This window comes from Streptomyces sp. NPDC060000 (assembly GCF_042737375.1).
GTDB lineage: Bacteria > Actinomycetota > Actinomycetes > Streptomycetales > Streptomycetaceae > Streptomyces.
Genome location: NZ_JBHWUU010000078.1, coordinates 21674 through 47877 on the forward strand (window position 1 = coordinate 21674; position 26204 = coordinate 47877).

Genomic DNA, 26204 nt, shown 5'->3' on the forward strand with positions numbered 1-26204 from the left:
GCACGGGTCGGTCGCGCAGGAGGGCAGCCGGCCGACCGACTTGATCCACCGGGCGCTTGCTCAACCGGCGTTCGTCCCGGGTCGTTTGTACATCCGGGTCGCCGTGATCTCGCTGCGCACCTGACCCGCTTCTCCCTCTCCGGCCGTGGCCTGCTGCGGCAGACCTGGCCGGAGGTGTTCCTCGACGCTGATGTACTTCAGGCCCGCCCGCAGGTCGGCGTCGTTGCGCAGCCGGATGACCAGCGGGAACTCCGCAAGAGCCGTCGTGTCGAACAGGCCCGTGGTGTAGAGGAGCTGCACGCCGAGGGCGTCCGAGACCGCGCGCTGGAGCTCCAGCAGATAGGTCGCGTTGGCGCGCCCGATGGGGTTGTCGAGGAACAGGGTGCCGGCGTACCGGTGCTTGTCCCGGCCCCGGTCGTTGCTCCGCAGCGCCGCCATCGTGCAGTACAGGGCGATGGCCGCGGTGAGCAGCTGGCCGCCGGAGAACACATCGCCCATCTGGCCGACGGGGACGCGCTCGGCGCGCAGTACGGCGTCCGGCTTGAGGATCTCGACGGCGACGCCCTTGGGCTGGAGAGCCGCGCCGACCCCGCGCAGCAGCAGTGACATGCCGTCGCGCCGCAGGTCGGAGTTCTTCTTCACGGCCGCCCGGGTCGCCTCGTCGATGACCTCGCCGAGCCGTTCGGTGAGGGTGGTCTGGTCGGGCTCCTCGAAGCGGATGCGCAGGAATTCCTGCCCTGACCACTCGCCGAGCCCCTCGGGCAGCCGGGAGAGCCGCTGGGCCGAGCGCAGGGTGGCGAGCGCGGACTCGACGAGTCCGCGGAGCCGGTCCACGATCGAGTCCCTGTTGCGCTCCAGCTGCTCCAGCTCGTCCGTCAGGACGCGCAGCCGGGGCGCGAAGGCGTTAGCCCACTTCTGCGCGTGCTCGGGCAGCGCGGCGGCGGGCAGCTCACGGATCTGCTGGCGGGCCGGGGTGCGGACCTGCTCGTAGCGCGTGGAGTTGGCGTGCCGTACGAGGATGTCACCGGTCTCGCGGACGGCGGAGTCGGCTGCGGACAGGTCGGCGGCGCAGCCGCGCAGTGAGCGGCGGGCCTCGGCGGCCGACTGGCGGGCCTCCTCAGTGGTGCCCGGATAGGGCTCCGACTCCTCCTGGTCCTCGTCCGAGGTGTGTTCACGCAGCAGGTCCCGGAGCATCGCGGCGATCTCGTCGAAGCCGCCGGCCGCGTCCTCGGCGGCGCGGTGGGCGGCCAGGAGTTCGGCGTGGGCGTCGCGTGCCTGGTTCAACGCCTCGCTGCGGGCGGCGAGTTCGGCCGTCGCCGTGCGCAGCAGCGCCTGGGCGTGCTCGGCGTCGCGCGGCTGGAGCTCCTCGGTCAGCTCGGTGTGGACCTCGCCGTCCTCGGGGGCGTGCCGCTCGGCCTCGCCGCGCAGCCGTCCGAGCTGTTCGCTCGCGGTGGAGACGCGGGTCTCCAGGAGCTGCACCAGTTCCTCAGCGCGGGCGGCGGCGGCCTGTCGGGACGGCCCGTCGGAGCCGTCGGGCGACTGGAGCAACTGCTCCGCGCGCGTGCGGACCTTGTTGCTGAGCCGGTCCAGTTCGGCGCGGGCCGCGCTCTCGTCGCTCTCCGCGCGGGCCTGTTCGGCCCGCAGGTCCGCGCCGACGCCGACCTTCTCGTACAGCTGGGACGCCGCCCGGTAGGCCTCGCGGAGGGCCGGCAGGGACGCCTTGGAGGCGTCCGTGTCGTCCTGCGGGACGCCGTCGGGGGCGCCGGCGATCTCGGCGCGTTCGGCACGCAGCGCACGGGCGGTGCGGCGGGCGTCGTCGGCGGCGCGCTGGGCGCCGCGCCGGTCCTCGTCGGCGGCGCGGGCGCGCTCCAGGCAGGTCTGGGCGCGGGCCTCCGACTCGGCGGCCTCGTCGGCGAGTTCACGCACCTTGACCTGCCAGCCGGCGCGCTCGCGCAGCCGGAAGGCGAGTCCGGCCAGGGCGTCGGCGGCGCGCCGGGCCTTCTGTGCGGCCTCCTGGCGCTCGTCGCGCACCTGGGCCGCCTCCGCGGCGGTCTCCTCGGTCTCCGCGCGCACGGTCCGTGCCTCGGACAGCTCGGCCTCGGACTCCTCGGCGAACGCGCGCGCCTCCCCCGCGGACCGCGCCAGCTCGGTGAGCCTCCCGGCCGGGCAGCCGGTACGCCAGGAGGTCAGCCGGGCGGTCAGCTCCCGGTCCTTGGCGAGTCGCGCCGCGAGCCGACGGATGTCCTCGTCCCGCTCGGTCGCCCGTGCGCGCAGGGTCTGCCGTTCCGCGTCGGCGGCGTGCTCGTCGTGCATGGCCGGGTTCGGCGGAACGAGGAAGACGTCACCGCTCTCGGGGTCCGCCGCCGGGGTCGGTGCCAGCAGGGCGGCGGCCGTACCGACGGCCACGGCCGAACGGGGCAGCAGCGCGGCCTCACCGAGTGCCTCACGCGCGCGTGCGTGGGAGGCGGGGTCGGTGATGATCACGCCGTCGACCAGTTCGGGCCGGGCGGCGAGCACGCGCGCGTGGTCGGCGGGGTCGACGGCCTGCGCGAGGTAACGCCAACCGGGCAGGGCGGGAATACCGTGCTCGCCGAGGAACTCGACGGTGGCCAGCACGTCCGGGCCGGGGGGCAGCAGTCCGCCGTCACCGAGCGCCCCGAGGATGCGGGAGTCGTCGGCGGCCGCGGTCCGCAGCTCGAAGAGCTGGCGTTCGGCGGAGGAGACGGTGTCGTCGAGGAGCTCGCGCAGCTCGTCGGCGCAGCGGTCCAGGTCCTCGGGGGTCAGGAGGGCGCCGTCGTCCGGATCGCCGTCCTGCCGTGGCCGCGGGATCCGCGGACGGGTGCCGGCGCCGGTCAGCCCGAGCAGTTCCGCGAGCCGTTCCTCACCGGCCAGGGACTCGGCGAGCCGGCGCTCGGCCTCGTACGACCGTTGCGCGGCCGTCGCCGCGTCGGCGGCCCGGGCCGCGGTGAGCTCGGCGCGGGACTCCGCGGAGGCCGCCTCGCGCGCGTGCTCGGAGGCCCGCCGGGAGGCGTCGCGCGCGGCGTCCCAGGCGGCGACGGCCGTCTTCTCGGCGTCGCTGGCGGCGAGAGCCGCCCGGGCGGGGTCGGCGTCGGGCGCGCTGTCGTCGAGCCAGCCCGCGCGTACGGCCTCGGCGGTCTCCTGCTCGACCTCGGAGAGACGCTGGCGCAGGTGGCCCACCTCGCTGCGGGCGCGCTGGGCGTCGGTGGCCGCGGACGTCGAGTCCCGGTGCGCGGACTCGCCGACCTCCTGGAGTGCCGCCGAGCGTTCCTCCTCCTCGTTCGCGAGGCTCTCGGCCCTCTCTGCGGCCGCGTGCAGGACCCGTACGAGGTCGACGGCGGCCTTGGCGCGGGCGGCGAGCGCGGGAGCGGCGTCGCGCTCGGCCTCCTGGATCGCGGCGGAGACGCGCGCGACCCGGTCGGCGGCGGCGCGGTGGCGCAGCACGGCCTCGGCGGCCTGCCAGGCGGAGTGCAGGGTGCGGGCGTCGGCGAGTTCGCGCTTCTGCGCGGCGGCGGACTTCTCGGCGGCGGCGAGGGCCAACGACGCGTGGCGGTAGGCGAGTTCGGCGGCGATCAGCGCTGTGCGCTCCCGGGCGGCCTCGGAGTGCGTGACGGCGTGGGCGGCGGCCGTGACCCGCTGGGCGAGATCGCCTGCTCGCGCCTTCTCCCGCACGCCCCGCGCGGACAGTCGCCGGGCCAGCGCGCGGGTGCGCCGCTCGGCTCCGGCGTGGACGTCACGCGCGCGTGCGCGCGCCCCGGCGGCCTCGACGATCCGCCCGAGCAGGTCCACCGACCCGGCGGTGAAGTCCCGTTCGGCGATCAGCTCGGCGCGGCGGCCCAGCTTGTTGCCGAAGCCGCTGACCAGGTCGGCGAGCCCGTCGGTGTCCCGGGTGTCGGTCACCGCGCGCAGCAGGAGGTCCGTGAAGTCGGAGTCCTTCTTGACCGCGAAGAGGCCTGCGGCCTCGCCCTCGTCGGCGTTCATCTCCCGCTGGTAGCGGAAGAGTTCGGGGTCCAGGCCCAGCTCGCCCAGGTGTTCGATCCACCGGTCGTGGATCTCCTCCCAGTGCACCTCCAGATGCGGATACGCCTTCCCCGCCTCGGTGATGGCGTCCCGGAACCCCTTCATGGTGCGCCGCCGCCCGTGCGCGCCGGAGGCGCCCTCGACGGGCGGACGTACGGCGGTGGACTCGGCGACGGGCAGGTTGTCCAGGCTCAGCCCGGGCCCGGGCCGGAACGAGTACCACGCCTCGGCGAACTTCCGCGGATCGTTGGACACCTGCCGCCCGCGCCACTCGCTCGCCTTGCCGACGACCACGCACTCACCGGTGAGGACGTGCTGCCACTCCAGCGCCACGTGTCCGCAGTCGTCGGCGAGCAGGAACTTGCGCAGCACGCCGGAGCTGGCCCCGCCGAGGGTGTTCCGGTGTCCCGGCAGCATCACCGAGAAGATCAGCTTGAGCAGGACGGACTTGCCGCCGCCGTTCTCCAGGAAGAGCACGCCCGCGGGCGCGGGGCGGCGCGGCGGGCCGACAGGCTCCTCCGCGAAGAACTCCGCCTGTGTGGGGGCGGGGTCGGGCACGATGTCGCCCACGCCCCGCAGGTCAAGCACGGTGTCGGCGTAGCGCGCACCGGCAGGCCCGATGGAGTAGAGGCGGACCCGGGACAGCTCGTACATGGCGGACTCTCGTAAGTCTTCGGCAGATCGGGGGGAGTCGCTTCCGAAGCCCTGAGGCCCCGAGGCCCAAAGGCCCGGATACTCAGAAATTCGGAAGCTCAGGAGCTCAGGAGCTGGGAGGCTCGGCAGCGTCAGGAGTGGAACGGCAGCCCGGCGTCGGCCACCAGGTCCAGGTCGTCGGTCTCCTCGGGGGGCAGCAGCGTCGGCGTGCCGTCGGTGACCGGGACGACGCCCAGCTCCAGCAGTTCGGCCATGGCGGCAGCGCCCGCCATGTCGCGCACCTGGAGCTGATAGCGAGCGGTTGTCCGGTAGGTACCGCCGCTGTCGTCGCCGGTCCGCTGGAGGAAGCCGGAATCGGTGAGGAACGCGACGGCCTTGCCGACGATGCCGGTCGTCGAGCCGGCGAGTCTGCGCGCGTCCTTGGTGGCGCCGGTGGAACTGCGTCTCGCCCAGATCCGCCAGGCGGCCTCGAGACCGGGCGCGTCGGTTGCGGGGTCGGTGTTCTCGCCCTGCTCCTCCGCCCGCTCCTCCAGCCGGCGGCAGGCCTGGCGCACGAAGGCGTCGACCCCGTTGACGCTGACCCGCCCGATGTACCCGTCGTCGGCAAGGTCCTCGGGCCGTGGGAAGGCCATCGCGGCGACGGAGAGGTGGGCGAGTCCGTGCAGGAACCGGTCGCCGCCGTCGGCGGACGTACGACGCGCGTAGTCCCCCATCCGCACGGCGAACACCGAGTCCTCGGCGGCGGTGACCGCCATCCCCGCGCGCGGGGAGACCTCCAGCACGATCAGCCCGAGTCCGGCGGCCACGGCATCGGCGAGCCTCGCGAACGCCGGATCCTCGCGGTACCGCCGCAGCAGCTCCGCGTACTCCTGGTCCCGCGCGGGCTGCAACTTGGGTTGCAGCCCGAACGCGACGAGCCGCGCCGCGTCGGCGGCGTCGGCGGGGGTGACGGCGGAGGAGGCCGGCGCGGCGACGGCCTCCGGCTCACTCCGGTCGACGTGCTCGCTCACGGTTTCGGCTCCTCGCTGTGTTCATGCTCGTTCATTCGGTTTCCGGCCCGGCTCATGCCGCCTCCGTACGGTCCGCCGCCATGCCCGCGGCGTCCAGCAGGGCGGTGCCGACGATGAGATCGGCCCCGCCGAACCCCGGGTCGTCCAGCTCCGTCCCGTCGTCCACGGCGAACAGCAGTTTCTCCTCACCCTGGCGGTAGGCGGTGCCCACGGCCGGACTGGCGGCGTGCACGGCCAGCAGTGCCACCAGGTACGCCAGTTCCTCGCCGCCCTTGGCCCGCGCCTCCTCGAGGAGTCCCGACAGCCGGCGTGGCGCATCCGCCGGGAGATCGAGCAACTTCTTGGCCATCGCCAGCTGCCCCTCGCTGAACCGGCTGTCGTCGGGCGTCGCGATGAGGTCCGGCTCGGGCATCTCCGCCCCCAGGTGCTCCCGCTCCACCGGCGGCGTCAGCAGCAGGTCGACGAGATCACCCACCCGCACCGACACGGGTGTGCGCAACCCGGTCCCGCGGGCGAAGAACGCGTCGGTGACCCGGACCGCCTGCTCCAGGGGCAACGGCAGCACGGGGGTGACGAGGTGCCCGTAGAGGTCTATCCCGGCCGACGTCATGGGCGTGGCGAAGGCCTGCCGGTCCTGCTCGGCGCGGAACAGCGGGCCGGCCTCCAGCAGCCGGGACTGCAACTGGGTGTGCCGGCGGATGCAGTCCTTGACGATGTCGACGAGTTCGGCGGCGCGCCGCTTGTTCTCCGCGTCCTCGATCTCGTCGCGTGCCTTGCGGATGTTGGTGAGGATCGCGTTCTCGTGGCGATAGCGGTCGGCGACGTGGTCGAGGGCCTCGGCGATCATGTCGGGCACGGCGTTGAGCCAGTCCACCGCGCGCACGTTGCGCCGGGTCGCCTCCAGGGCGCGGCGCAGCGTCTCCGAGTACTGCACGGTCCGGTAACGGGCCTGCTCGGCAGCCAGCTGGGCGTCGGCGAGACGGCCGCGCCGGATGAGCACCTCGAGCTTGACCTCGGCGGCGATCTGCGCGCTGGTGACATCGGTGTCGAGGGCGCCGACGAGGACGTTGACCGCCTCGTCGGTCGTGCGGAGGTAGACCGCGCCGCCGTAGCCGGGGACCTCCTCGATCAGCTTGAAGTCGTAGTCGCGGCGCACATACGTACCGTCCGCCGCGAACGTGCCGTACGCGGCGCGGAAGCCGCGGTCGACGCTGCCGACGTTGATCAGGTTCTCCAGGACCCAGCGGGCCACCCGTTCGTGCTCGGCGACGGGCCTGCGCGGGGCCTGTGCGGCGATGCGCGGCATGAGGCGGGCCACTATCTGCTCATGGTCGGCGCCGGTGTCGAAGTCCATGTTGAGCGTGACGAGGTCGATGGCCGCGAGGGCGATCTCCGCCATGCCGTAGACGGTGTACTCACCGGCGAGATTGGCCTTGCGCGCGTCGAGGTCGTGGATCGGCGCGGTGCAGGCGAGCGCACGCAGCCGCCGCGCCAGCCCCTCGTCGGCGGCCGGGCCCGCAGCGGGGCGCGGCCCCGCGCTGAGCTGGGGCGGAACACGGTCCGTCGAAGCAGGCGAAGTCACGGTGCACAGACTAGGTCCTCGGTCTGACATCGACCCAAACGACGCGGATCGCCTCCGGCGGTCGGGCGGGCGACCACCGGCTGTGTTCCGTCTGCGGGCCGGTGAGGGCTTGTCGCGCCCACGCGGCGGAGCCGCACATCGCCACAGCCCCGCGCCCCTAGAGGGCGCGGTCCTCCCCCACCCTTCGTCGGTACACCTCGACCACCTTTGCCGAAGAATCATCGAGGTAGACCGTGAGCAGTTGCTCGGCCCCTGCCTTGTCGCCGGCCTCGAGGGCCTGGAGGATCTGACGGTTGCGCTGGAGGTACGGCTCGTGCAGCCGGCGCGGCTCGTCGACGAGGTGGAAGGCGAGGCGCAGCTCGGCGAAGACGCTGCGCATCAGCTCATCGGTGCGGGCGCTCCCGGCCAGCGTCACCAGCTCGCGGTGGAAGTGGAAGTTGGCCGTGCCCAGCCCTTTCCAGTCATTCTCGACGGCCGCCACCTGTCCCTCGGTGACGCTCGCCCGGAGGCCCTCCAGCTCGTACGGCGACTCCCCCAGCCCCCGCACGACGGCGCACTCGACGAGGGCGCGGGTGCGGTAGATGTCCTCGACGTCCTCGACGGTCAGGACCCGGACGAACACGCCCCGGTTCAGCTCGTGGACGAGCAGGCGCTCATGGGTGAGCAGCCGGAACGCCTCGCGCAGCGTGTTGCGGGAGACGCCGAGAGCCCCGCCGATGCTGTCCTCCGACAGCCGGGTCCCGGGCGGGAAATAGCCCTCGGCGATGCGGCTCCTGAGGATGTCCGAAACCCGTTCGGCCGTGCTCGTACGGCCCAGTAGGGCGCGGTCGTCGGCCAGTCCCGCCAGCTGCTCTGCCATGCCCGGAATTCAACCGCAGACACGAGAACGGAACAACAGGGGTATTGAAGGATTGTTCAACGATCCTCTACCTTCCTTTCATGGCACCGCCCGTCCCCACAGCGGCGACCCGCCTCCCGTACGGCACGGCTCACTCCCAGCACCCTCCGTCCTTCTTCAGCGAGGTGCCTCATGAGCACTCCCCCTCCACCGCAGGCCGCGACCGCTGGCCCCGTCACGGCCGAGCACGCCCCTGACGACGGCGCACCGGCCTGGCTGCGCGCCCTCGGACCGCGCGGCCGCCGCGCCTTCGCCGGCGCGTTCGGCGGCTACGCCCTCGACTCCTACGACTACTTCACGCTGCCGCTGAGCATGGTCGCGCTGGCTGCGTACTTCCGTCTGGACAGCGGCCAGACCGGCCTGTTCACCACCGTCACCCTGGTCGCCTCCGCGATCGGCGGCGCCGTGGCGGGCGTTCTGGCCGACCGGATCGGCCGGGTCAGGGCCCTGATGATCACAGTGGTCACGTACGCGGTTTTCACCGTCGCCTGCGGCTTCGCACCCAGCTACGAGATGCTGCTGGTCTTCCGGTCCCTCCAGGGCCTCGGTTTCGGCGGCGAGTGGGCGGTCGGCGCGATCCTGGTCGCCGAGTACGCGAGCGCGAAGCACCGGGGCCGCACTTTGGGCGCGGTCCAGAGCTCCTGGGCCGTCGGCTGGGGGCTCGCGGCACTCGTCTACACGCTGGTCTTCTCGTTCTTCGGCGACGACATGGCCTGGCGCGTGATGTTCTGGACCGGCGCCCTGCCCGCGCTGCTCGTCGTGTGGATGCGGCGCCGGGTGCAGGACGCGCCAAAGGCCACGGCCGCACGCGAACAGAGCGCGGAGAAGGGCTCCTTCCCGGCGATCTTCAAGGGACCGCTGCTACGGACGACGCTCTTCGCGGGCCTGCTCTCCACCGGTGTGCAGGGCGGCTACTACACCCTGGCGACCTGGGTGCCGACGTACCTGAAATCCGAGCGCGGCCTGTCGGTGGTCGGCACCGGCGGCTATCTGACCTTCCTGATCTCGGGCGCCTTCCTCGGCTACCTCACCGGCGGCTACCTCACCGACCGGCTGGGCCGGCGCCGCAACATCTGGTTGTTCGCCCTGCTGTCGGCGGTGTGCGTCCTGGCGTACGCCAACATTCCGAGCGGGGCGGACACCGTGCTCCTGGTGCTCGGTTTCCCGCTCGGATTCTGTATGTCGGCGATCTTCAGCGGCTTCGGGTCCTATCTGAGCGAGCTGTACCCGACCGCCCTGCGCGGCACGGGACAGGGCTTCACCTACAACACCGGCCGCGCCGTGGGCGCCGTCTTCCCCACCACGGTCGGCTTCCTGGCCGACAGCTGGGGCGTGGGCGGCGCGCTGGTCTTCGGCGCGATCGGCTACGCGATCGCCGCCGTGGCCCTGCTGGGGCTGCCGGAGACCCGTGGGAAGGAACTGGAGTGAACCGTCCGATCCTCACGCAGGACCGCCGTCCGATCCTCCCGCGGGATGGCCGTCCGCCCCTCACCGAGGACCGTCCCGTCACCCTCCTCGACGAGCACGCGCACGCGTGGAGCCCCGCCGCCGCCCGGGCCCGCTTCCGGGCGGGCCTGGCGGGCCCCACGGCCGGGGTCGCGGCGGGCCACACACAGGTCAACCTGATCTCGGTGCCCGCGGACTGGGCGTACGACACGCTCCTGTTCTGCCAGCGCAACCCGAAGCCCTGTCCCGTCCTCGACGTCACGGACGCCGGCTCCTGGACGACCGTCCTGGCCGAGGGCGCCGACCTGCGCACCGACCTGCCGCGCTACCGGGTGTGGGCGGACGGGGAGCTCGTGGACGAACCGGGGGACGTGCGCGCGTACTGGCGTGACGACCTCGTGTCGTTCCTGATCGGATGCAGCTTCACCTTCGAGTGGGCGCTGTCCGGGGCGGGTGTCCCGATCCGGCACCTCGAGCAGGGGCGCAACGTCCCCATGTATATGACGAACCGTCAGTGCCGGCCCGCGGGGCGGCTGCACGGCCCCATGGTGGTGTCCATGCGTCCGGTGCCGCCGCAGCACCTCGCGGCGGCCATCCGGGAGAGCAGTCTGCTCCCGGCGGTGCACGGCAGCCCCGTACACTGCGGCGATCCGTCGGGACTGGGCATCGGCGACCTCGGCCGGCCCGACTTCGGCGACCCGGTGGACGCCGAACCGGACGACATCCCGGTGTTCTGGGCCTGCGGTGTGACCCCGCAGGCCGCGGTGATGGCCTCGCGCCCGCCGTTCGCCCTCACCCACGCCCCGGGACAGATGTTCCTCACCGACGCCCGCGACGAGCAGTACCGCGTGGCCTGAGAAGGAGATACGAAGGAACCATGACCGCGACGACCGCGATCGATCTGAACGCCGACCTCGGCGAGGGCTTCGGCCGCTGGCAGCTGACCGACGACGAACGACTGCTGTCCGTCGTCAGCAGCGCCAACGTGGCCTGTGGCTTCCACGCCGGGGACGCGGCCACCATGCGGCGGGTGTGCGAGCTGGCGGCCGAGCGGGGCGTGACGATCGGCGCGCAGGTCTCCTACCGGGACCTGGCGGGGTTCGGGCGGCGGGCCATGGACGTGCCGTCCGGCGAACTGGCCGCCGAGGTGGCCTACCAGATCGGCGCCCTGGAGGTGTTCGCCCGGGCGGCGGGCGCGCGCGTGGCGTACGTGAAGCCGCACGGCGCGCTCTACAACCGGGTCGTGCACGACGAGACACAGGCCGGCGCGGTGATCGAGGGAGTGCTCCTCGCGGACGCCGCGCTGCCCGTCCTCGGGCTGCCCGGCTCGCGCCTGCTGGAGCTGGCCCGCAGGGCGGGGCTCCCGGCCGTCCCGGAGGCCTTCACGGACCGCGCGTACACCGAGGAGGGCACGCTCGTGCCCCGCGGGGAGGCCGGGGCCGTCGTCACCGATCCGGACGCCGTCGTGGAACGGTCGCTGAGCCTGGCCCGCCTGGGGCGGGTCACCTCCCGCGCGGGATCGTCCATCGAGGTACGCGCGCGTTCCCTGTGCCTGCACGGCGACACGCCCGGCGCGGTGGAGCTGGCCCGCCGGGTCCGGCGCGGGCTGGAGGAGTCGGGCGTACGGGTGGAGGCCTTCGCGTGAACGTGCGTGTCCTGCCCGTCGGCGACGATGCCCTGCTCGTCGAGATGGCGTCGGGCGCGGAGGCCGAGGCCCTGCACGCGGAGCTGCTGCGGCGGCGCGCGGCGGGCCTGCTCAGTGCCCGCGAGATCGTGCCGGCGGCCCGCACGGTCCTGCTGGACGGTCTGACCGACCCCGGCCGGCTGGCGTCCGAGCTGGCCGCCTCCGACGTACCGCCCGCCCCCCCGCGCGAACAGGCGGCGGTGGAGATCCCGGTCCGCTACGACGGCCCGGACCTGGCCGAGGTAGCAGCCCACTGGGGCGTCCCGGAACAGGAGGTGGCCCGCGTCCACGCGGCCACCGAGTTCCGGGTCGCGTTCTGCGGATTCGCGCCCGGCTTCGGCTATCTGACCGGCCTGCCCTCGCGCTACGACGTCCCGCGCCGGGCCACCCCGCGCACCGCCGTACCGGCCGGTTCCGTGGCGCTGGCGGGGCCGTACACGGGTGTGTACCCGCGTACGTCGCCAGGTGGCTGGCAGCTGATCGGCAGTACGGAGGCGGTGCTGTGGGACCACACGCGCGTGCCGGCCGCACTGCTGTCGCCGGGCACGCGCGTGCGCTTCGTGCCGGTGGGGTCGGCGAAACCGGTGGGGTCGGCGGGGTCGGCGGGGACCTCGTGAGCGACCGCGCACTCTTCGTCGTCCGCGCCGGGGCGCTCACCACCGTGCAGGACCGGGGCCGCCCCGGACACGCGCACCTCGGCGTGCCGCGGTCCGGCGCCCTCGACGCGCCGGCGGCGGCCCTCGTCAACCGGCTGGTGGGCAACCCGGTCGACGCGGCCGTCCTGGAGACGACGCTCAACGGCTGCGCCCTCAAGCCGCGTTCCGACATGACCCTGGCGGTCGGCGGCGCGCCCTGCCGGGTCACCGTGGACGGCCGGCCGGCCGCCTGGGGCACGCCCGTGCGGGTACGCGCCGGGGCGGTGCTGGACGTCGGACCGGCCGTCACCGGGGTACGCACCTATGTGGCCGTGGCGGGCGGCGTCATCGTCGAGCCGGTCCTCGGCAGCCGGTCCACGGATCTGCTCTCGGGCCTCGGTCCCCCGCCGCTCACGGACGGCACCGTCCTGCCCCTGGGGCGCGAGCACGTCCCGCACGCGCGCGTGGACGTCGCTCCGCAGCCGGCGCCCCCGGCCGAACTCGTCCTGCGGGTGACGCTCGGCCCACGTGACGACTGGTTCACCCCGGACGCGCTGCGTGCCTTCGCCTCGCGGACGTTCCACGTGTCCTCGGCGAGCAACCGCATCGGACTGCGCACCGAGGGGCCCGCCCTGGAGCGCGCCCGCAGTGGTGAGCTGCCGAGCGAGGGCATGGTCCTGGGTGCCGTACAGGTTCCGCCCGCGGGCCGGCCGGTGGTCTTCCTCGCCGATCACCCGACCACCGGGGGCTACCCGGTGATCGGAGTCGTCCGCACGACCGACCTGGCGGCCGCGGCCCAGGCGGCACCCGGAACTCCGGTCCGCTTCGTCGCCGTACGCCGAAGGTGACGCCGTCGGCGGCGGAACGCGGGCGAAGCGGCCGCCGCGAGTGCCCGCGGCTGACGTGCGGGCCAGGGTTCGTTCAGGCGGCGTCCGGCTGCCGCTCCGCCACGGACAGCCCGGCGAGCGCCGCGGACACCGCGGCGGAGGCCCGCAGGTCGAGGCGGGCGCTCGTCCCCCGCGCGCGGTGACGCATCTCGTCGGCGGCCAGCGTGAGCAGTTGCGGGAGCAGGTCGGTGCACCGCCGGGCCACCCAGCCGGTGCCCGCGGTAGCCAGCCACCACAGGCTCGCCGAGGTGGTGGGCTCCGGGAAGTCGGGCTCGGGCGAGGGCGCGGACCCGGTCGCGAGGCCTGCCTCGGCCAGCAGCGCGTGGAAGCGCACGGCCAGTTGCCGGTGCCCCCGTTCGCCGGGGTGCAGTCGGTCCGCGCTCCACATGGCCCGGTCCGTCAGCCAGGCGCCCTCCGAGGCGTGCAGGTGGACCGCACCGTAACGCTCGGAGAGCGCGTGGACGACGGCGTTGACCGCGCGCTGCCGCCGGGCCAGTGGCCGGGCGAGAGGTCCGGGCAGCCCGAGGGTGCCGCCCGGGTCGGGCAGACACGCGGTGAGCAGGACCGCGCCCTGCTCGGCGAAGGCCCCGTAGACCGTGTCGAGCCGGGCGGCCACGGCATGGATGTCGAAAGTGCAGCGCAGGGTGTCGTTCACGCCGACGACGACGGAGACGACGTCGGGCCGCAGCTCCAGCCCGACCGGGAGCTGCCGTTCCAGCACATCCCGCGTCTGCGCTCCGCTGATCGCGAGATTGGTGAACTCCACCGCCTCCCCCGCCTCCCCCGCCTCCACGGCCTCTACGGGCTCGTCGGGCCCTTGCGTCGCGAAGGGCTGCCCGGTGGGCTCCCCGACGAGCCCGCGGGCGAGCAGCGCGGCCCAGCCCCGCCATCCGCCGCCCACGGGATCCCCCACGCCCTCGGTGAGCGAATCCCCGAGGGCGACGAAGCGGACGCGTCTCATCCCAGGCTCCCCGGCACGAAGGGGAAGGGACGGACGAACGCGGTGGCCGGTGCCACCACAGGAACCAGTGCCGGGGACGAACCGTGGGCCGAGGCCGGGGATGGGTATGGGGTCGAGGCTGGGGACGTAGCGTCGTGCGCCGCGAGGAAGGCGTCGACCGCCGTTCCCCAGCCGAAGCACTCCGCACGCGTACGTGCCGCTTCCCTGCGTGTCACCAGGGGACGCTCCAGGAGGTCCTCGACGGCGTCCGCGAAGGCCTCTCCCCGGTCGGCCGCCGTGGCCCCGGCGGCCCCGATCACCTCGGGGAGCGCCGAGGAGGCACTCACGACGACGGGGGTCCCGCACGCCATCGCCTCCAGGGCGGCGAGCCCGAACGTCTCCGCGGGTCCCGGAGCCAGGCACACGTCGGCCGAGGCCTGCAACGCGCCCAGTACGCCGCGGTCGGCGACATGCCCCAGGAACGTCACGGGCAGCCCGCGCTCGCGGGCCCGCTGCTCCAGCCGAGGCCGCAGCGGTCCGCCTCCGGCGACGACCAGAACCACCCGCGCCCCGCGCCGCAGCAACGCCTCCAGGGCGTCCAGCGCCGTACCGGGCCGCTTCTCCACGGAGAGGCGGGTGCACATGACCAGCAGGGTCTCGTCCCCCCGCGCGTGGCGGGCCCGCAGTCCCGCGTCACGCAGGGCGGGGTGCCGTTCGACGAGGTCGACGCCCAGTGGCGCCCGCACGACGTTGCGCGCCCCGATCCGCACGAACTCCCGTTCGGCGAACTCGGTGGTGCACACCACGCGCGCGTACGTGTGCGCCGTACGGAGATTGAGCGCGTCGGCGGCGCGCCGGGCCGCCCCCTCCGGCACACCCCAAGTACGCAGGACACCGTCGGCGGTCTCGTGGGAGACCATCACGGCGGGAACGCGGGCCCGCCGTGCCCACCTGCCGGTCCAGCGCAGCGTCGTACGGTCGGAGACCTCCAGCCGGTCCGGGGCGAGTTCCTCCAGCAGGCGGGCCACACGCCGTTTGTCGGTGAGGACCCGGTAGCCGCCGGTGCCGGGCAGCAGCGGCCCGGGCAGGGTGATCACCCGCCCCTGCTCGGTCGCACGGTCGCTCACCCGGTCGCCGGGCACGATCAGGACCGGCTCGTGGCCGGCCGCACGATACCCCTTGCCGAGTTCGCGCAAGGCCGTCCGCAGCCCGCCCGAGGCGGGGGCCACGAAGTTGGCGAGCCGCACGATCCGCAGGGGCCTGAAGCCGGTGACGGGGGCGGTGGTGGCACTGGTGGTGGCTGCGGTTCGGGCCGAGCCGTCCCGCGCGTCGGTGCCCTTCATGCCGCCGGTGCCCCTCAGGTCGTCCGGGCCGCTCATGCCACCAACGGTCGGGCCGCTCATGCCGCCACCACCAGTCGGCGCGCGGCGAGCACGTCCTCGTAGTGGCCGATGAGCCGGTCGCCGACGGCGGCCCAGGTGCGCCCCTCGACCGTGGCCCGCCCGGCGGCGCCATAGGCGGCCCGCAGGGCGGGGTCGGCGGCCAGCGCCGCCACCGCGCCCTGTACGGCGGTGGCGTCCCGGGGCGGGACGAGCAGGCCGGTGCGCCCGTGGGCGACCAGGTCCAGGGGGCCGCCCGCGGCCGGCGCGACCACCGGCACACCGCTGGCCATGGCCTCCTGCACGGTCTGGCAGAACGTCTCGTACGGGCCGGTGTGCACGAACACGTCCAGCGAGGCGAAGATCCGGGCGAGCTGGTCGCCGGTGCGCCTGCCCAGGAAGACCGCGCCCGGCAGGTGCTCCTCCAGGCCGGGCCGGCTCGGTCCGTCGCCCACCACCACGACCCGGACACCCCGCAGCCCGCATGCGCCGGCCAGGAGCTCGACCTGCTTCTCGGGGGCCAGGCGTCCGACGTAGCCGACGATCAGCTCGCCGTTGGGGGCCAGTGCGCGGCGCAGGGTCCCGTCGCGGCGGTCGGGGCGGAAGCGCGTGGTGTCCACGCCCCGCGGCCAGAGCCTCACCCGGGGCACCCCGTGCGTGTCCAGGTCGTGCAGGGCCGCGCTGGAGGGGGCGAGGGTGAGGTCGGCGGCGGCGTGGACGGACCGTATCCGGCGCCAGGCCGCCGCCTCGCCGGCGCCCATGTAGGTGCGGGCGTAGCCGCCCAGGTCGGTCTGGTAGACGGCGACGGCGGGGATGCCGAGCCGGGCGGCGGCCGCCATGCCCCGGACGCCGAGGATGAAGGGGCTGGCCAGGTGGACCAGTTCGGCACGGTGCTCGGCGATGGCGGCGGCGACGCGTCGACTGGGGAGGGCGACGCGGACCTGGGGGTAGCCGGGGAGCGGGAGGGAGGGCACTCGGACGACGGGGCAGGGCGCTTCGGCGTCCGGCCCGGTCCCGGCGGCGGTGGCCGGGGCGACGACGACGGGGGTGTGACCGCGATCGACGAGGTGTCGGGCGGTCTGGAAGGCGCAATGGGCCACGCCGTTCACGTCGGGGGGAAATGATTCGGTCACGATGACGACACGCATACCCGTGTTGTCGCCGTCCTGGACGTGGCCGCGTCAAAGTGGATCTTTCCGCACGACTAACGTCCCGTGAGCGTTGCGCTCCGCACCCGGTATCGACACGATGCGTACCGCGCAGGTCGGACGGTGTCCATGCCGGTCCGCCCGGCAGGCCATCGAGTGTTCACCTGTCGAACCGGCCGCCGCCAGGCTCCCCTCGGGCGGCGGCCGGTCCCGGCGTTCACATCGCGGACGCGGCGTCCGGTCCGATCCGGCTCCGCACGGCCGTCTGGACCTCCGCCTCCTCGGCGGGGTCGGCGGCGAGCCGGCGCAGGCGCTCCACGACCCGGGCGTCACCGGTCTCGGCGTGCCGCGCGGCGATCTCGCGAGTGCCCTCCTCGCAGTCCCAGAGGCATTCGACGGCGAAGCCCGTGGCGTAGGAGGGGTCGGTGGCGGCGAGTGCGCGGGCGCAGCGCCCCCGCAGATGGGACGAGGCCGTCTCCCGGTAGATATGGCGCAGCACGGGTGCCGCGCAGACGATGCCGAGCCGCCCGGCGCCGTCGACGAGGGTCCACAGGGTAGGCGCGTCGCAGCCCTCGCCGCGTACCGCCTCGCGCAGGGCGCCGAGGACCAGATCGCTGTCCTGGGTGCCGCCCCGGCAGGCGAGCATGCGGCCGGCCGCGGCGCCCAGGGGGTCGGGCCGGTGGGCCCAGCCGCGGGCCCGGTCCACGGCGGCGACGCTGCGCATGCGCTCGAAGGCGTCGACCGCCGCCTCGACGACGGGCGTGGAGCCGGTGGCCATGGCCTGTTCGATCAGGAGCAGGGCATCGGGATCATTGAAGTCGGCCAGGTAGCGCAGCGCGGTGCACCGGGCTCCCTCGCTGCCGTCCTTGGCCGCCTGCACGATCTCGGGGCGGTCCTCGGGCCCGGCCACGGCGGAGAGGCAACGGGCGGCGGGGACATGGAGCGCGACTCCGCGTTCGACGCCCTGCTGGGCCCACTCGAACACGGCCTGCACGCTCCAGCCGGGGCGCGGTCCGGCGGGACTCATCTGCCGTTGCCAGCGGTCGAAACAGCCGGCCTCCTGAGCGGCACGCACGCGTGTGGAGACGTACTCACGGGGATCCTCGGCCCACAGCCGCCAGGGCCGTGGCTCGAAGGCGTCCCGTACGGCGGCGGCGAGTTCGGCCTCGCCCTCGGTATCGGTGGCGAACCGGGCGAGCACGGGCGCGGCCAGCGCCCGCAGCCCGGCGTCGTCGTCCCGCAGGGCGAGTTCGTCCAGCGCCCAGGCCCAGTTGGCTCCCGAGACCGCGTACCGGCGCAGCAGGGCCAGGGCGTCCCGCCTGCCGTAGGAGGCGAGGTGGCCGAGGACGGCCAGGGCGAGTCCCGTGCGGGACTCCTCGGTGTCGAAGGAGTCCTCGACATCGAAGAGGTGGGCCTCGATCTCGTCCAGCTCGCCGTTCAGGTCGAGGTAGAGACGGGCGTAGTAAAGGGAGCGGTTCTCCACCTGCCAGTCGTGGCGGGGATCCCGCAGCACACAGTGGTTCAGCGCCGCGAGCGCTTCGGCTCGCGGTGCGGTGAGCGCGTGCAACGTGCCGTCGCCGCGCCCCCTCTGGAGTAGGCCGAGCAGCGTACCGCTGGGCGCTATGACCGGATCGAACATGGGAAACAGCCTCACATCAAGCGTCGACGCAACCGGGGACGTGCATTACCTGGCCGCGTGACAACGCGTCGGGGCGCCCGCCGTTTCCTGCTTGCTGTAGACCATTTTCCTCTGCCTCTCGTCGGTGGCCCATGCGGACCGCATCACGGCCCGCGCGGTGCGGCAACACCTGCCCAGCCATCGCGTCCGTGAATCACGACGTCATGATGACCCGGCTGTTCTACCTGCCGCGACCGAAATTTCCGGCGGCCTTGTACCGCCTCCCCCGTGCTCGTTGATTTACCTGGTCAGGAACTTCCGTCGACCTGCTCAGGACTGCCGGTTCAGTGCACGCCGAACAGTTCCAGCAGCTCCGCCCTGCCGAACATGCGAGCGGTGTCGACGGCTGACGGCGTCCCCTGTGACGGGTCGGCGCCGGCCTCCAGCAGGACCTTGACGACGTCCGCCTCGCCCTTGAAGGCCGCCCCGGCGAGCGGGGTCTGGCCTCGGTCGTTGATCCGGTCCGCCTCGGCGCCGCGAGCCAGCAGGGCCCGGACCGCGTCGGCGTGGCCGTGGTACGCGGCGAGCATCACGAGGGAGTCGCCGCGGTCGTTCGTGAGGTTGGCCGGAACGCCCGCGTCGACGTACGCCACGAGCTCCTCGGTCTGCCCCTGACGGGTCAGATCGAAGATCTTGGTCGCCAGCTCCACGACCTCGGGGTCGAGGGCCTCGCTCATCGGCCGGTCCGCCTCTCCTTGCAACCGTTCAGGTGAATCGCCAGGGTACTGGCTCGTCGGACACGTGGCCGGTCCCGGCGACGGCAAAGATCACGGGCGGACCCGTTCGACGCAACTCTCCTGTTCAGGCGACCCGTCAGGCCTTCCGCCGGCTGGGGGAAATCAGCCGCATTTCACCCAGTTGCACCTTTTATAGTATGGATACATCCTGTGATCCTGGAAGTACTCATGGTGACTGTCCCCCGCGAACCAGGAGAACCCAAATGATCCTGTCCATGTCAGGCGTAGTCCTGCTCGGCATCGTCGTCTTCCTCTTCTTCCGCAAGGACGGGCTCAAGGCGTCACACGCCGTGGTCTCGGCCCTGTTCGGGTTCTACATGGCCAGTACGGCCATCGCCCCGAGCATCAAGGCCGGCGGCGAGAGCCTGGCCAGCCTCCTCGGTGGCATCAAGTTCTGACGCCGTTCGTCCCGTCCGTACGCACCTCCAGGAGACAGCAGTGGCCCGGCGCCCCCTTCCCAGCATCCTGAGCACAGGCAGCGCGCGCATCGCCCGAAGCCGGGAGCTGGCCCGGACGGCGGCCGACAGCGCCACCGATGTCCTCCATCCGCTGATCACCATCACCCGCGGACTGCGCCGGCTGGCCTCGGCCGGACGGCGCAGGTGGGCCGAGACCCCCAAGGACAGGCGTGGACCGCTGCTGTTCCTGGCGGCCTCGTCGATCCTGGTCGTGATGTTGGTGCCGTACGGCCCGCTGCTCGCCGTCATCACCCTGATGGCGGCGGCGGCCTGGCAGGGCAGGGACCGCACCCCACCGGCTCCCGAAGGCCCCGACGAGTCGCAGATCCAGCGACTCCAAATGCTGTACGAGGCCCTGGTCCCGTACTTCTCGACGGCCGACGACCCCTCACCCATGTACGCCCACGGTGGCGACTGGGAGGACGTCTTCCCGACGCTGGAGTTCGACGACTCGGGCCGCCTGGCCCACCTCGTGATCCGCTACCCGGCGTACTTCCCCGACGGAGAGGCCGCCCCGCGCGCACGGATCGAGCAGCTGCTCGCCGCGAAGTCCGGCCGTGGCCGCGAGTACCTCTTCGTCTGGGACGAGGAGGGCAACGAGCTCACGCTCAGTGTCCTCACCCCTCTCCCCACCGACATCGCCGCCCAGCGCTTCGTCACCGCCCCCGGCGAGACGGTCCTGGGCTTCACCGACCCCTCGGGGGTCCAGCGCACGCTCCCCCTCGCCCACGGTGAGGACCGGCGCGACGTCCCACCGGTCGTCTGGCGCACCGGCATCCGCTCGACCGAGCCGCACCTGCTGGCGGTCGGCCAGCCCGGCAGCGGCACCTCCACCCTTCTGCGCTCCATCGCCCTCCAGGCCCTGGAGCACGGCGATGTCCTCGTGATCGAGGGCGGCGGCACCGGCGAGTACGCCTGTCTGGCCGGCCGGGACGGCGTCCTGGGCGTCGAGATCGGGCTCGCCGGGGCACTGGCCGCCCTGGAGTGGGCGGCGCACGAGACGGAGCGCCGGCTCGTCGCCGCCAACCACGCCCGGCAGGCGGGCGACCCGCAGCCGGACGACACCAAACACCCGCTGTGGATCCTTCTGGACCGCCCCACCGCCTTCACCCACCTGGCCGACGCCGACGGCCACAAGGATCCGCAGACCCTCCTGCGGTCCCCCCTCCGGCACGGCCGCGCGGCCGGGGTCACGGTGGTCGTGGCCGAGCAGTTCGACGCCCTGGACTCCCTGAGCGACGCCGTACGGCAGCACACCCGCGCGCGGGTCGCGCTCGGACCGGCGTCGAGGCAGCAACTGGAGGCGGTCCTCGGCGCACCCCCGCACACCACGCCCGTCGACCATGTGCCGTCGGGGCGCGGATACGCCCGGCTCGGATCAGGGCCGGTGCACCGGCTCCAGGTACCGGCGACCCCGGACCCGTACGACGACGCGACGAGCGACGCGCATCGGCAGGCGGTGCTGGATCTCCTGCCACCGCGTGCCACACCACGCGCCACGGAGCTGCCACCGGTACCGGTCGAGCAGCCCGCGATCCTGGACCACGAGCTCGCCGAACCCGTGGCCGCGGACCCCGTGCTCACGAAACCCGCGCTCACCAAACGCGTGGTCGTGGACGCCGTGCTCGCGAACCCCGTTGCCGCCAAGGCCTTGGACCCGAAAACAACGGACGCGGAAGGCGCGGACGCGGAAGCCACGGACGCGGACGCGAGAGGCACGGACGCGGAGAGCGTCGGCGCGGAGGTCGTGGGCGCCGAAAAGGTGGGCGCGGAGCAGGTGTCGAGCGCGGGTGGGTGACCGCACCCCCGCGTCCCTTCCCCGCTCACCGCGCCCGCTCCCCGCGCCCCTCTAGGCGACGAACGTGCGCGGTCCCTCGCCGCCCGCCGTTCCCCCGCTCTCCACGATCCGCGCCGCGGCGGCCAGCCGTGCCGCCGCCTCCTCCGCCACCGCGCCTCCCACCGTGAACGGCAACCGGACGTACCCCTCGAAGGCGCCGTCGACGCCGAACCGCGGTCCTGACGGCACCCGCAGTCCCACCCGCTCACCCGCCTCGGCGAGCCGCGACCCGGAGAGTCCCCCGGCCCGCACCCACAGCGTCAGCCCGCCCCGGGGCACGGCGAACTCCCACTCCGGAAGCTCCCGCCGCACGGCCGCGACCAGGTCGTCGCGGTTCTCACGGGCCTGGCAGCGCCGCAGCTCGACGGCCTGTTCCCAGCCGCCGGTGCTGAACAGCCAGTTCACCGCCAGCTGCTCCAGCACCGGTGTGCCCAGGTCCGCGTAGGCGCGCGCCGCGACAAGGCTGCGGATGACGTCCGGAGCCGCTCGCACCCAGCCGATGCGCATCCCTGCCCAGAAGGCCTTGCTCGCCGACCCGACGGTGATGACCGTCGACCCGGCGGGGTCGAACCCGCACACGGGCCGCGGCATCTCGACGTCGTCGTCCAGCCAGAGTTCGCTCATGGTCTCGTCGGCGACCAGGACCGTCCCGGCGGACCGGGCCGCCTCCACGAGCCGGCGCCGCTGGTCCTCGTCGGCGAGCGCGCCGGTCGGGTTGTGGAAGTCGGCGACGACATACGCGATGCGCGGCGCGGCCTCGCGCAGGACCTGACGCCAGCGGTCCATGTCCCAGCCGGCGAGTCCCTCGGCCATCGCGACGGGCACGAGACGGGCGCCGGCCTCCCGCATCAACTGAAGGATGTTGGCGTAGGAAGGCGACTCGACGGCGATGCGCTCGCCACGCCCGCCGAACAGGTGACAGATGGCGTCGATGGCTCCCATCGCACCGGTGGTGACCATGATCTGCTCGGGCATCGTCGGGATCCCGCGCGCGGTGTACCGCTCGGCGATCATCGACCGCAGCGCGGGCAGGCCCGCCGGATAGTCGCCGTGCGTGTGGGCGTACGGGGGCAGCTCCTCCAGCGCGCCCCGCACGGCGCGGGTGAGCCAGGGCTCGGGCGCGGGAAGGGCCGCGCAGCCCAGGTCGATGATCGAGCCGAGGGCCTCGGGCGGCAGGGGCTCCAGGCCGCGCGCCGGAACCGGGTTGCCCGCCGGGACGGCCGTCCAGCTGCCCGCGCCGCGCCGGGACTCCAGGAACCCCTCCGCGCGCAGTGCCTCGTAGGCTGCGGCCACGGTCGTCCGGCTCACGGACAGGGACAGGGCCAGTTCCCGTTCCGCGGGCAGGCGCGCGGCGACCGGAACGCGCCCTTCCAGCACCAGCAGCCGGACACCGTCGGCGAGCGCACGGTAGGCGGGTGGACGGCGCGACCCCGGGCCCGCCGGGCGGTCCTGCTGGGGCTTGAGCAGCCGCGCGAGCTGTGCGGCTCCCACCGCCGAGGTCCACTGCGGCATGATTACCAGTCCACCTTCTCAGAATTGGCCATGGATGGCGTTCACTTCCAAGCCACAGAGTGTCATGGGTCAGGCCACTACTACCAGGGGGACCCCTTGTCCGAGCCACCGCCGCGGGAATCACCTCAGCCGGATCCGAAAGGCCACCTCGTCCGCCGACCACTCCAGCTGTACGCCGGCCTCACGCTCTACGGCGCCAGCTCCGCCCTCCTCGTCCAGGCGGGCCTCGGCCTGGAGCCCTGGAACGTGCTCCACCAGGGTCTCGCCGAGCTCACCGGCCTGACCATCGGCGTGGTGTCGATCGTCGTGGGCGCCGCGGTACTGCTGCTGTGGATCCCGCTGCGCCAGCGCCCGGGCCTCGGCACGGTCTCCAACGTCTTCGTCGTCGGTCTCGCGATGGACGGCACGCTCGCGTGGGTCCCCGAAGCGCACGGACTCGGCGCCCGGGTGCCGCTGCTGCTCGTCGGGATCGTCCTTAACGGCGCGGCCACCGGCCTCTACATCGCGGCCTCCTTCGGGCCGGGCCCGCGCGACGGACTGATGACGGGACTGCACCGGCGTACCGGGCGTTCGATCCGGCTGATGCGGACGGCGGTGGAAGTCGTGGTCGTGGTGACCGGGTTCATCCTCGGCGGCACCATCGGCGTCGGCACGCTGCTCTACGCGGTGGCGATCGGCCCGCTCGCCCAGCTTTTCCTGCGGGTGTTCGCCGTACCCGCGGCATCGGGCGGCAGCGCGGTCGTTGCCACCGGGACACCACAGGGAGCCATACTGCGTCCGTGACCAGCTCCATACGCCACCCGTATCTCGACCATCCGGGGCCCATCCCGTTCGCCCACCGCGGTGGGGCGGCGGACGGTCTGGAGAACACCGCGGCGCAGTTCCGACGCGCGGTCGAGGCGGGTTACCGCTACATCGAGACCGATGTGCACGCCACGCGCGACGGCAAGCTCGTCGCCTTCCACGACGCGACGCTGGACCGGGTGACCGACGGCGCGGGCCGCATCGCCGACCTCCTGTGGTCGGACGTATCGCACGCGCGCGTGGCGGGCGAGGAGCCGGTGCCGCTCTTCGAGGAGCTTTTGGAGACCTTCCCCGAGGTGCGGTGGAACGTCGACCTCAAGGCGGAGCCCGCACTGCACCCCCTGCTCAACCTGATCGCCCGCACGCGCGCGTGGGACCGGGTCTGCGTCGGCTCGTTCTCGGAGGCCCGCGTGGTGCGCGCCCAGCGGCTGGCCGGGCCGCGCCTGGCGACGTCGTACGGCACCCGGGGCGTACTCAACCTGCGGCTGCGGTCCTGGGGCATACCGGCGGCGCTGCGCCGCTCGGCGGTCGCCGCGCAGGTGCCCGAGGCACAGTCGGGCATCCAGGTCGTGGACCCCCGCTTCGTTCGCGCCGCCCACGCGCGCGGGCTCCAGGTGCACGTGTGGACGATCAACGATCCGGATCGGATGCACCGGCTCCTGGACCTGGGAGTCGATGGCATCATGACCGATCACATCGACACGTTGCGCGAGGTCATGAAGGACCGGGGCGTCTGGGTCTGACCTCGGCCCGCCGCCCGCGCGCGGCTGCGGCAGCGGGAAGCGAGGGCACGGGTGGACATCGACACCGTGCGGACGGCGGCGTCCGACGAGGTCGCGGAACGGCGGCGCGAGCAGCGCGGCTGGTACTTCTACGACTGGGCGTGCTCCGTCTACTCGACGAGCGTGCTCACCGTGTTCCTCGGCCCGTACCTGACATCGGTCGCCAAGCACGCGGCGGACGCCGACGGGTATGTGCATCCCCTGGGCATCCCGGTGCGCGCGGGCTCCTTCTTCCCGTACTCGGTGTCCCTGTCGGTGATAGTGGCCGTGCTGGTGATGCCCCTGGTGGGTGCGGCCGCCGACCGCAGCGGCCGCAAGAAGCCCTTGCTGGGCGCCGCCGCCTACGTGGGCGCCGCGGCCACGACCTGCATGTTCTTCCTGGGCGGCGACCGCTATCTGCTGGGAGGCGCCCTGCTGATCGTGGCGAACGCGGCCCAGTCGGTGGCGATGATGCTCTACAACTCGTATCTGCCGCAGATCGCCCCGCCCGAGGAACGCGACGCGGTCTCCTCCCGGGGCTGGGCCTTCGGTTACGCGGCGGGCTCCCTGGTCCTGGTCGCCAACCTGGTGCTCTACCTGGCCCACGACTCCTTCGGGGTCTCCGAGCCGATGGCCGTGCGGATCTGCCTGGCGTCGGCAGGCCTGTGGTGGGGCGGCTTCACCCTCGTCCCGCTGCTGCGGCTGCGCGACCGGCCGTCCGCCGCACGGGAGGCGGCCGCCCGGACGGACCGGACGGCTCCGGGGCTGCGCCAGCTCGCCGCGACGGTCCGGGACATGCGCCGCCACCCGCTGACCCTCGCCTTCCTCCTCGCGTACCTGGTCTACAACGACGGCATCCAGACCGTGATCTCCCAGGCCTCGGTCTACGGCTCCGAGGAACTCGGCCTCGGCCAGTCCACGCTGATCGGCGCCGTCCTGCTGGTGCAGGTGCTGGCCGTGGCCGGTGCGCTGGGCATGGGACGGCTGGCCCGGACGTACGGCGCGAAGCGCACGATCCTCGGCTCGCTGGCGGCCTGGACGCTCACCCTGGGCGCCGGGTACTTCCTGCCGGCCGGGGCGCCGGTCGGCTTCTTCCTGCTGGCGGCCGCGATCGGACTGGTACTCGGCGGCAGCCAGGCGCTGTCCCGCTCCCTCTTCTCGCACCTCGTCCCGCCCGGCAAGGAGGCCGAGTACTTCTCGGCCTACGAGATGAGCGACCGTGGCATGAGCTGGCTCGGTCCGCTTCTTTTCGGGATCACCTATCAGCTGACCGGGAGCTACCGGGACGCGATCATCTCGCTGGTGGTCTTCTTCGTCGTCGGGTTTGTCCTGCTCGCCAGGGTGCCTGTACGGCAGGCGATCGGCGACGCGGGGAATCCGGTACCCGAGAGGATTTAGCACTCAAGGCGAAAGGGCGGTAGTGTACGCGTTTGGCCTGCCAGGCGTACCGTTACTGCGCGTCAAAGATGCCGAAACGCTGGGTGACATCTCCTTTCAGATGTGACATACCGGGCGCCGGTGGGTACTGCACTGATTGACAAGGCTGCGGCTACGACGGCGACCCACCACCCGGAACGGGACTCGGAACGGGAATCTTTACCGCCGACCGGACGTTGACCGGATGACGACGACAGCGACACCTGTCCTGTGGGCGACAAGCCCGGGAGGCACGATTCATGAGTGAGCGAGCTCTTCGCGGCACGCGCCTCGTGGTGACCAGCTACGAGACGGACCGCGGTATCGACCTGGCCCCGCGCCAGGCCGTGGAGTACGCATGCGAGAAGGGGCACCGCTTTGAAATGCCCTTCTCGGTCGAGGCGGAGATTCCGCCGGAGTGGGAGTGCAAGGTCTGTGGAGCCCCTGCACTCCTCGTTGACGGCGACGGCCCTGAGGAAAAGAAGGCCAAGCCCGCGCGTACGCACTGGGACATGCTGATGGAGCGGCGGACCCGCGAGGAACTCGAAGAGGTCCTCGCGGAGCGGCTGGCCGTTCTGCGGTCCGGGGCGATGAACCTTGCGGTGCATCCCCGCGACAGCCGAAAAAGCGCGTAGCCCCGAGGGGCTACGACCGCTTCACAGCGCACGACAACGACCGCGGGCGCCGTACGTGTTTCACG

At 73.1% G+C, this 26204-nt stretch carries 21 protein-coding genes; 11 read left to right on the forward strand and 10 right to left on the reverse strand.

The annotated features are described in order from the left end of the window. Positions 1-60 precede the first annotated feature (60 nt). The 4 genes from ACFWBB_RS33125 to ACFWBB_RS33140 all read right to left on the reverse strand — a co-directional run bounded on the left by ACFWBB_RS33125 (position 61) and on the right by ACFWBB_RS33140 (position 8143). Positions 61-4692, reverse strand: coding sequence for a hypothetical protein (locus tag ACFWBB_RS33125; RefSeq protein WP_385279874.1), 4632 nt, complete (start codon positions 4690-4692; stop codon positions 61-63). A 131-nt stretch (positions 4693-4823) separates the two neighbouring features. Further along, positions 4824-5702 carry a hypothetical protein gene (locus tag ACFWBB_RS33130; RefSeq protein WP_385279877.1) on the reverse strand — a complete coding sequence of 293 codons (879 nt, stop codon included), beginning with the start codon at positions 5700-5702 and terminating at the stop codon, positions 4824-4826. Positions 5703-5754: 52 nt separating this feature from the next. Next, positions 5755-7284: a hypothetical protein gene (locus ACFWBB_RS33135; protein ID WP_385279880.1), complete on the reverse strand. Its 1530-nt coding sequence runs from the start codon at positions 7282-7284 to the stop codon at positions 5755-5757. 157 nt (positions 7285-7441) lie between these two features. Continuing rightward, positions 7442-8143: a GntR family transcriptional regulator gene (locus ACFWBB_RS33140; RefSeq protein ID WP_385279884.1), complete on the reverse strand. Its 702-nt coding sequence runs from the start codon at positions 8141-8143 to the stop codon at positions 7442-7444. 171 nt (positions 8144-8314) lie between these two features. Here ACFWBB_RS33140 and ACFWBB_RS33145 point away from each other — a divergent pair, with 171 nt between their 5' ends. Genes ACFWBB_RS33145 through ACFWBB_RS33165 form a run of 5 tightly spaced genes read left to right on the forward strand, consistent with a single transcriptional unit; the run spans position 8315 to position 12795 of the window. Beyond that, positions 8315-9610, forward strand: a complete 1296-nt coding sequence (locus tag ACFWBB_RS33145; RefSeq protein ID WP_385279887.1) for an MFS transporter — start codon at positions 8315-8317, stop codon at positions 9608-9610. A 32-nt stretch (positions 9611-9642) separates the two neighbouring features. Continuing rightward, positions 9643-10485 carry a putative hydro-lyase gene (locus ACFWBB_RS33150; protein WP_385279930.1) on the forward strand — a complete coding sequence of 281 codons (843 nt, stop codon included), beginning with the start codon at positions 9643-9645 and terminating at the stop codon, positions 10483-10485. A 20-nt stretch (positions 10486-10505) separates the two neighbouring features. Further along, positions 10506-11273 (forward strand): LamB/YcsF family protein, encoded by a 768-nt coding sequence (locus tag ACFWBB_RS33155; RefSeq protein WP_385279890.1) that lies wholly within the window; start codon positions 10506-10508, stop codon positions 11271-11273. 2 nt (positions 11274-11275) lie between these two features. Further along, positions 11276-11929: an allophanate hydrolase subunit 1 gene (locus ACFWBB_RS33160; RefSeq protein WP_385279933.1), complete on the forward strand. Its 654-nt coding sequence runs from the start codon at positions 11276-11278 to the stop codon at positions 11927-11929. Continuing rightward, positions 11926-12795 carry a biotin-dependent carboxyltransferase family protein gene (locus ACFWBB_RS33165; RefSeq protein WP_385279893.1) on the forward strand — a complete coding sequence of 290 codons (870 nt, stop codon included), beginning with the start codon at positions 11926-11928 and terminating at the stop codon, positions 12793-12795. The genes ACFWBB_RS33160 and ACFWBB_RS33165 overlap by 4 nt, the downstream gene beginning before the upstream one ends. Positions 12796-12868: 73 nt before the next feature. Here the strand turns inward: ACFWBB_RS33165 and ACFWBB_RS33170 are convergent, their stop codons facing one another. The 5 genes from ACFWBB_RS33170 to ACFWBB_RS33190 form a co-directional block, all read right to left on the reverse strand. Continuing rightward, positions 12869-13795, reverse strand: a complete 927-nt coding sequence (locus ACFWBB_RS33170; protein ID WP_385279896.1) for an SGNH/GDSL hydrolase family protein — start codon at positions 13793-13795, stop codon at positions 12869-12871. Beyond that, entirely contained in the window at positions 13792-15153 is a 1362-nt protein-coding gene (locus ACFWBB_RS33175; protein WP_385279899.1) for a glycosyltransferase, read from the reverse strand. Before ACFWBB_RS33175 ends, ACFWBB_RS33170 begins: the two co-directional genes overlap by 4 nt. A gap of 20 nt (positions 15154-15173) precedes the next feature. After that, positions 15174-16301 (reverse strand): glycosyltransferase family 4 protein, encoded by a 1128-nt coding sequence (locus ACFWBB_RS33180; protein ID WP_385279902.1) that lies wholly within the window; start codon positions 16299-16301, stop codon positions 15174-15176. 217 nt (positions 16302-16518) lie between these two features. Then, positions 16519-17940, reverse strand: coding sequence for a HEAT repeat domain-containing protein (locus tag ACFWBB_RS33185; RefSeq protein ID WP_385279905.1), 1422 nt, complete (start codon positions 17938-17940; stop codon positions 16519-16521). A 323-nt stretch (positions 17941-18263) separates the two neighbouring features. After that, positions 18264-18656 carry an ankyrin repeat domain-containing protein gene (locus ACFWBB_RS33190; RefSeq protein ID WP_385279908.1) on the reverse strand — a complete coding sequence of 131 codons (393 nt, stop codon included), beginning with the start codon at positions 18654-18656 and terminating at the stop codon, positions 18264-18266. Between the two features lie 263 nt (positions 18657-18919). On the opposite strand from ACFWBB_RS33190, the gene ACFWBB_RS33195 reads away from it, so the two are divergent. Together ACFWBB_RS33195 and ACFWBB_RS33200 are read left to right on the forward strand one after the other, a co-directional pair. Then, positions 18920-19114: a hypothetical protein gene (locus ACFWBB_RS33195; protein WP_385279911.1), complete on the forward strand. Its 195-nt coding sequence runs from the start codon at positions 18920-18922 to the stop codon at positions 19112-19114. Positions 19115-19154: 40 nt separating this feature from the next. Next, the gene (locus ACFWBB_RS33200) at positions 19155-20972 is read left to right on the forward strand and encodes a hypothetical protein (protein ID WP_385279914.1); all 1818 of its coding nucleotides are present in this window, start codon (positions 19155-19157) and stop codon (positions 20970-20972) included. 51 nt (positions 20973-21023) lie between these two features. On the opposite strand, the gene ACFWBB_RS33205 is transcribed toward ACFWBB_RS33200, so the two are convergent. Next, positions 21024-22523 (reverse strand): PLP-dependent aminotransferase family protein, encoded by a 1500-nt coding sequence (locus tag ACFWBB_RS33205; RefSeq protein WP_385279917.1) that lies wholly within the window; start codon positions 22521-22523, stop codon positions 21024-21026. Positions 22524-22619: 96 nt separating this feature from the next. On the opposite strand from ACFWBB_RS33205, the gene ACFWBB_RS33210 reads away from it, so the two are divergent. From ACFWBB_RS33210 to ACFWBB_RS33225, 4 genes are all read left to right on the forward strand, one after another. Then, on the forward strand, positions 22620-23306 hold the full coding sequence (locus ACFWBB_RS33210; protein ID WP_385279919.1) for a YitT family protein: 687 nt from the start codon (positions 22620-22622) through the stop codon (positions 23304-23306). Further along, on the forward strand, positions 23303-24070 hold the full coding sequence (locus ACFWBB_RS33215; protein ID WP_385279922.1) for a glycerophosphodiester phosphodiesterase: 768 nt from the start codon (positions 23303-23305) through the stop codon (positions 24068-24070). Before ACFWBB_RS33210 ends, ACFWBB_RS33215 begins: the two co-directional genes overlap by 4 nt. A gap of 51 nt (positions 24071-24121) precedes the next feature. Beyond that, positions 24122-25486 (forward strand): MFS transporter, encoded by a 1365-nt coding sequence (locus ACFWBB_RS33220; RefSeq protein ID WP_385279924.1) that lies wholly within the window; start codon positions 24122-24124, stop codon positions 25484-25486. Between the two features lie 278 nt (positions 25487-25764). Further along, entirely contained in the window at positions 25765-26139 is a 375-nt protein-coding gene (locus ACFWBB_RS33225) for an RNA polymerase-binding protein RbpA (RefSeq protein WP_356567412.1), read from the forward strand. Positions 26140-26204 lie beyond the last annotated feature (65 nt).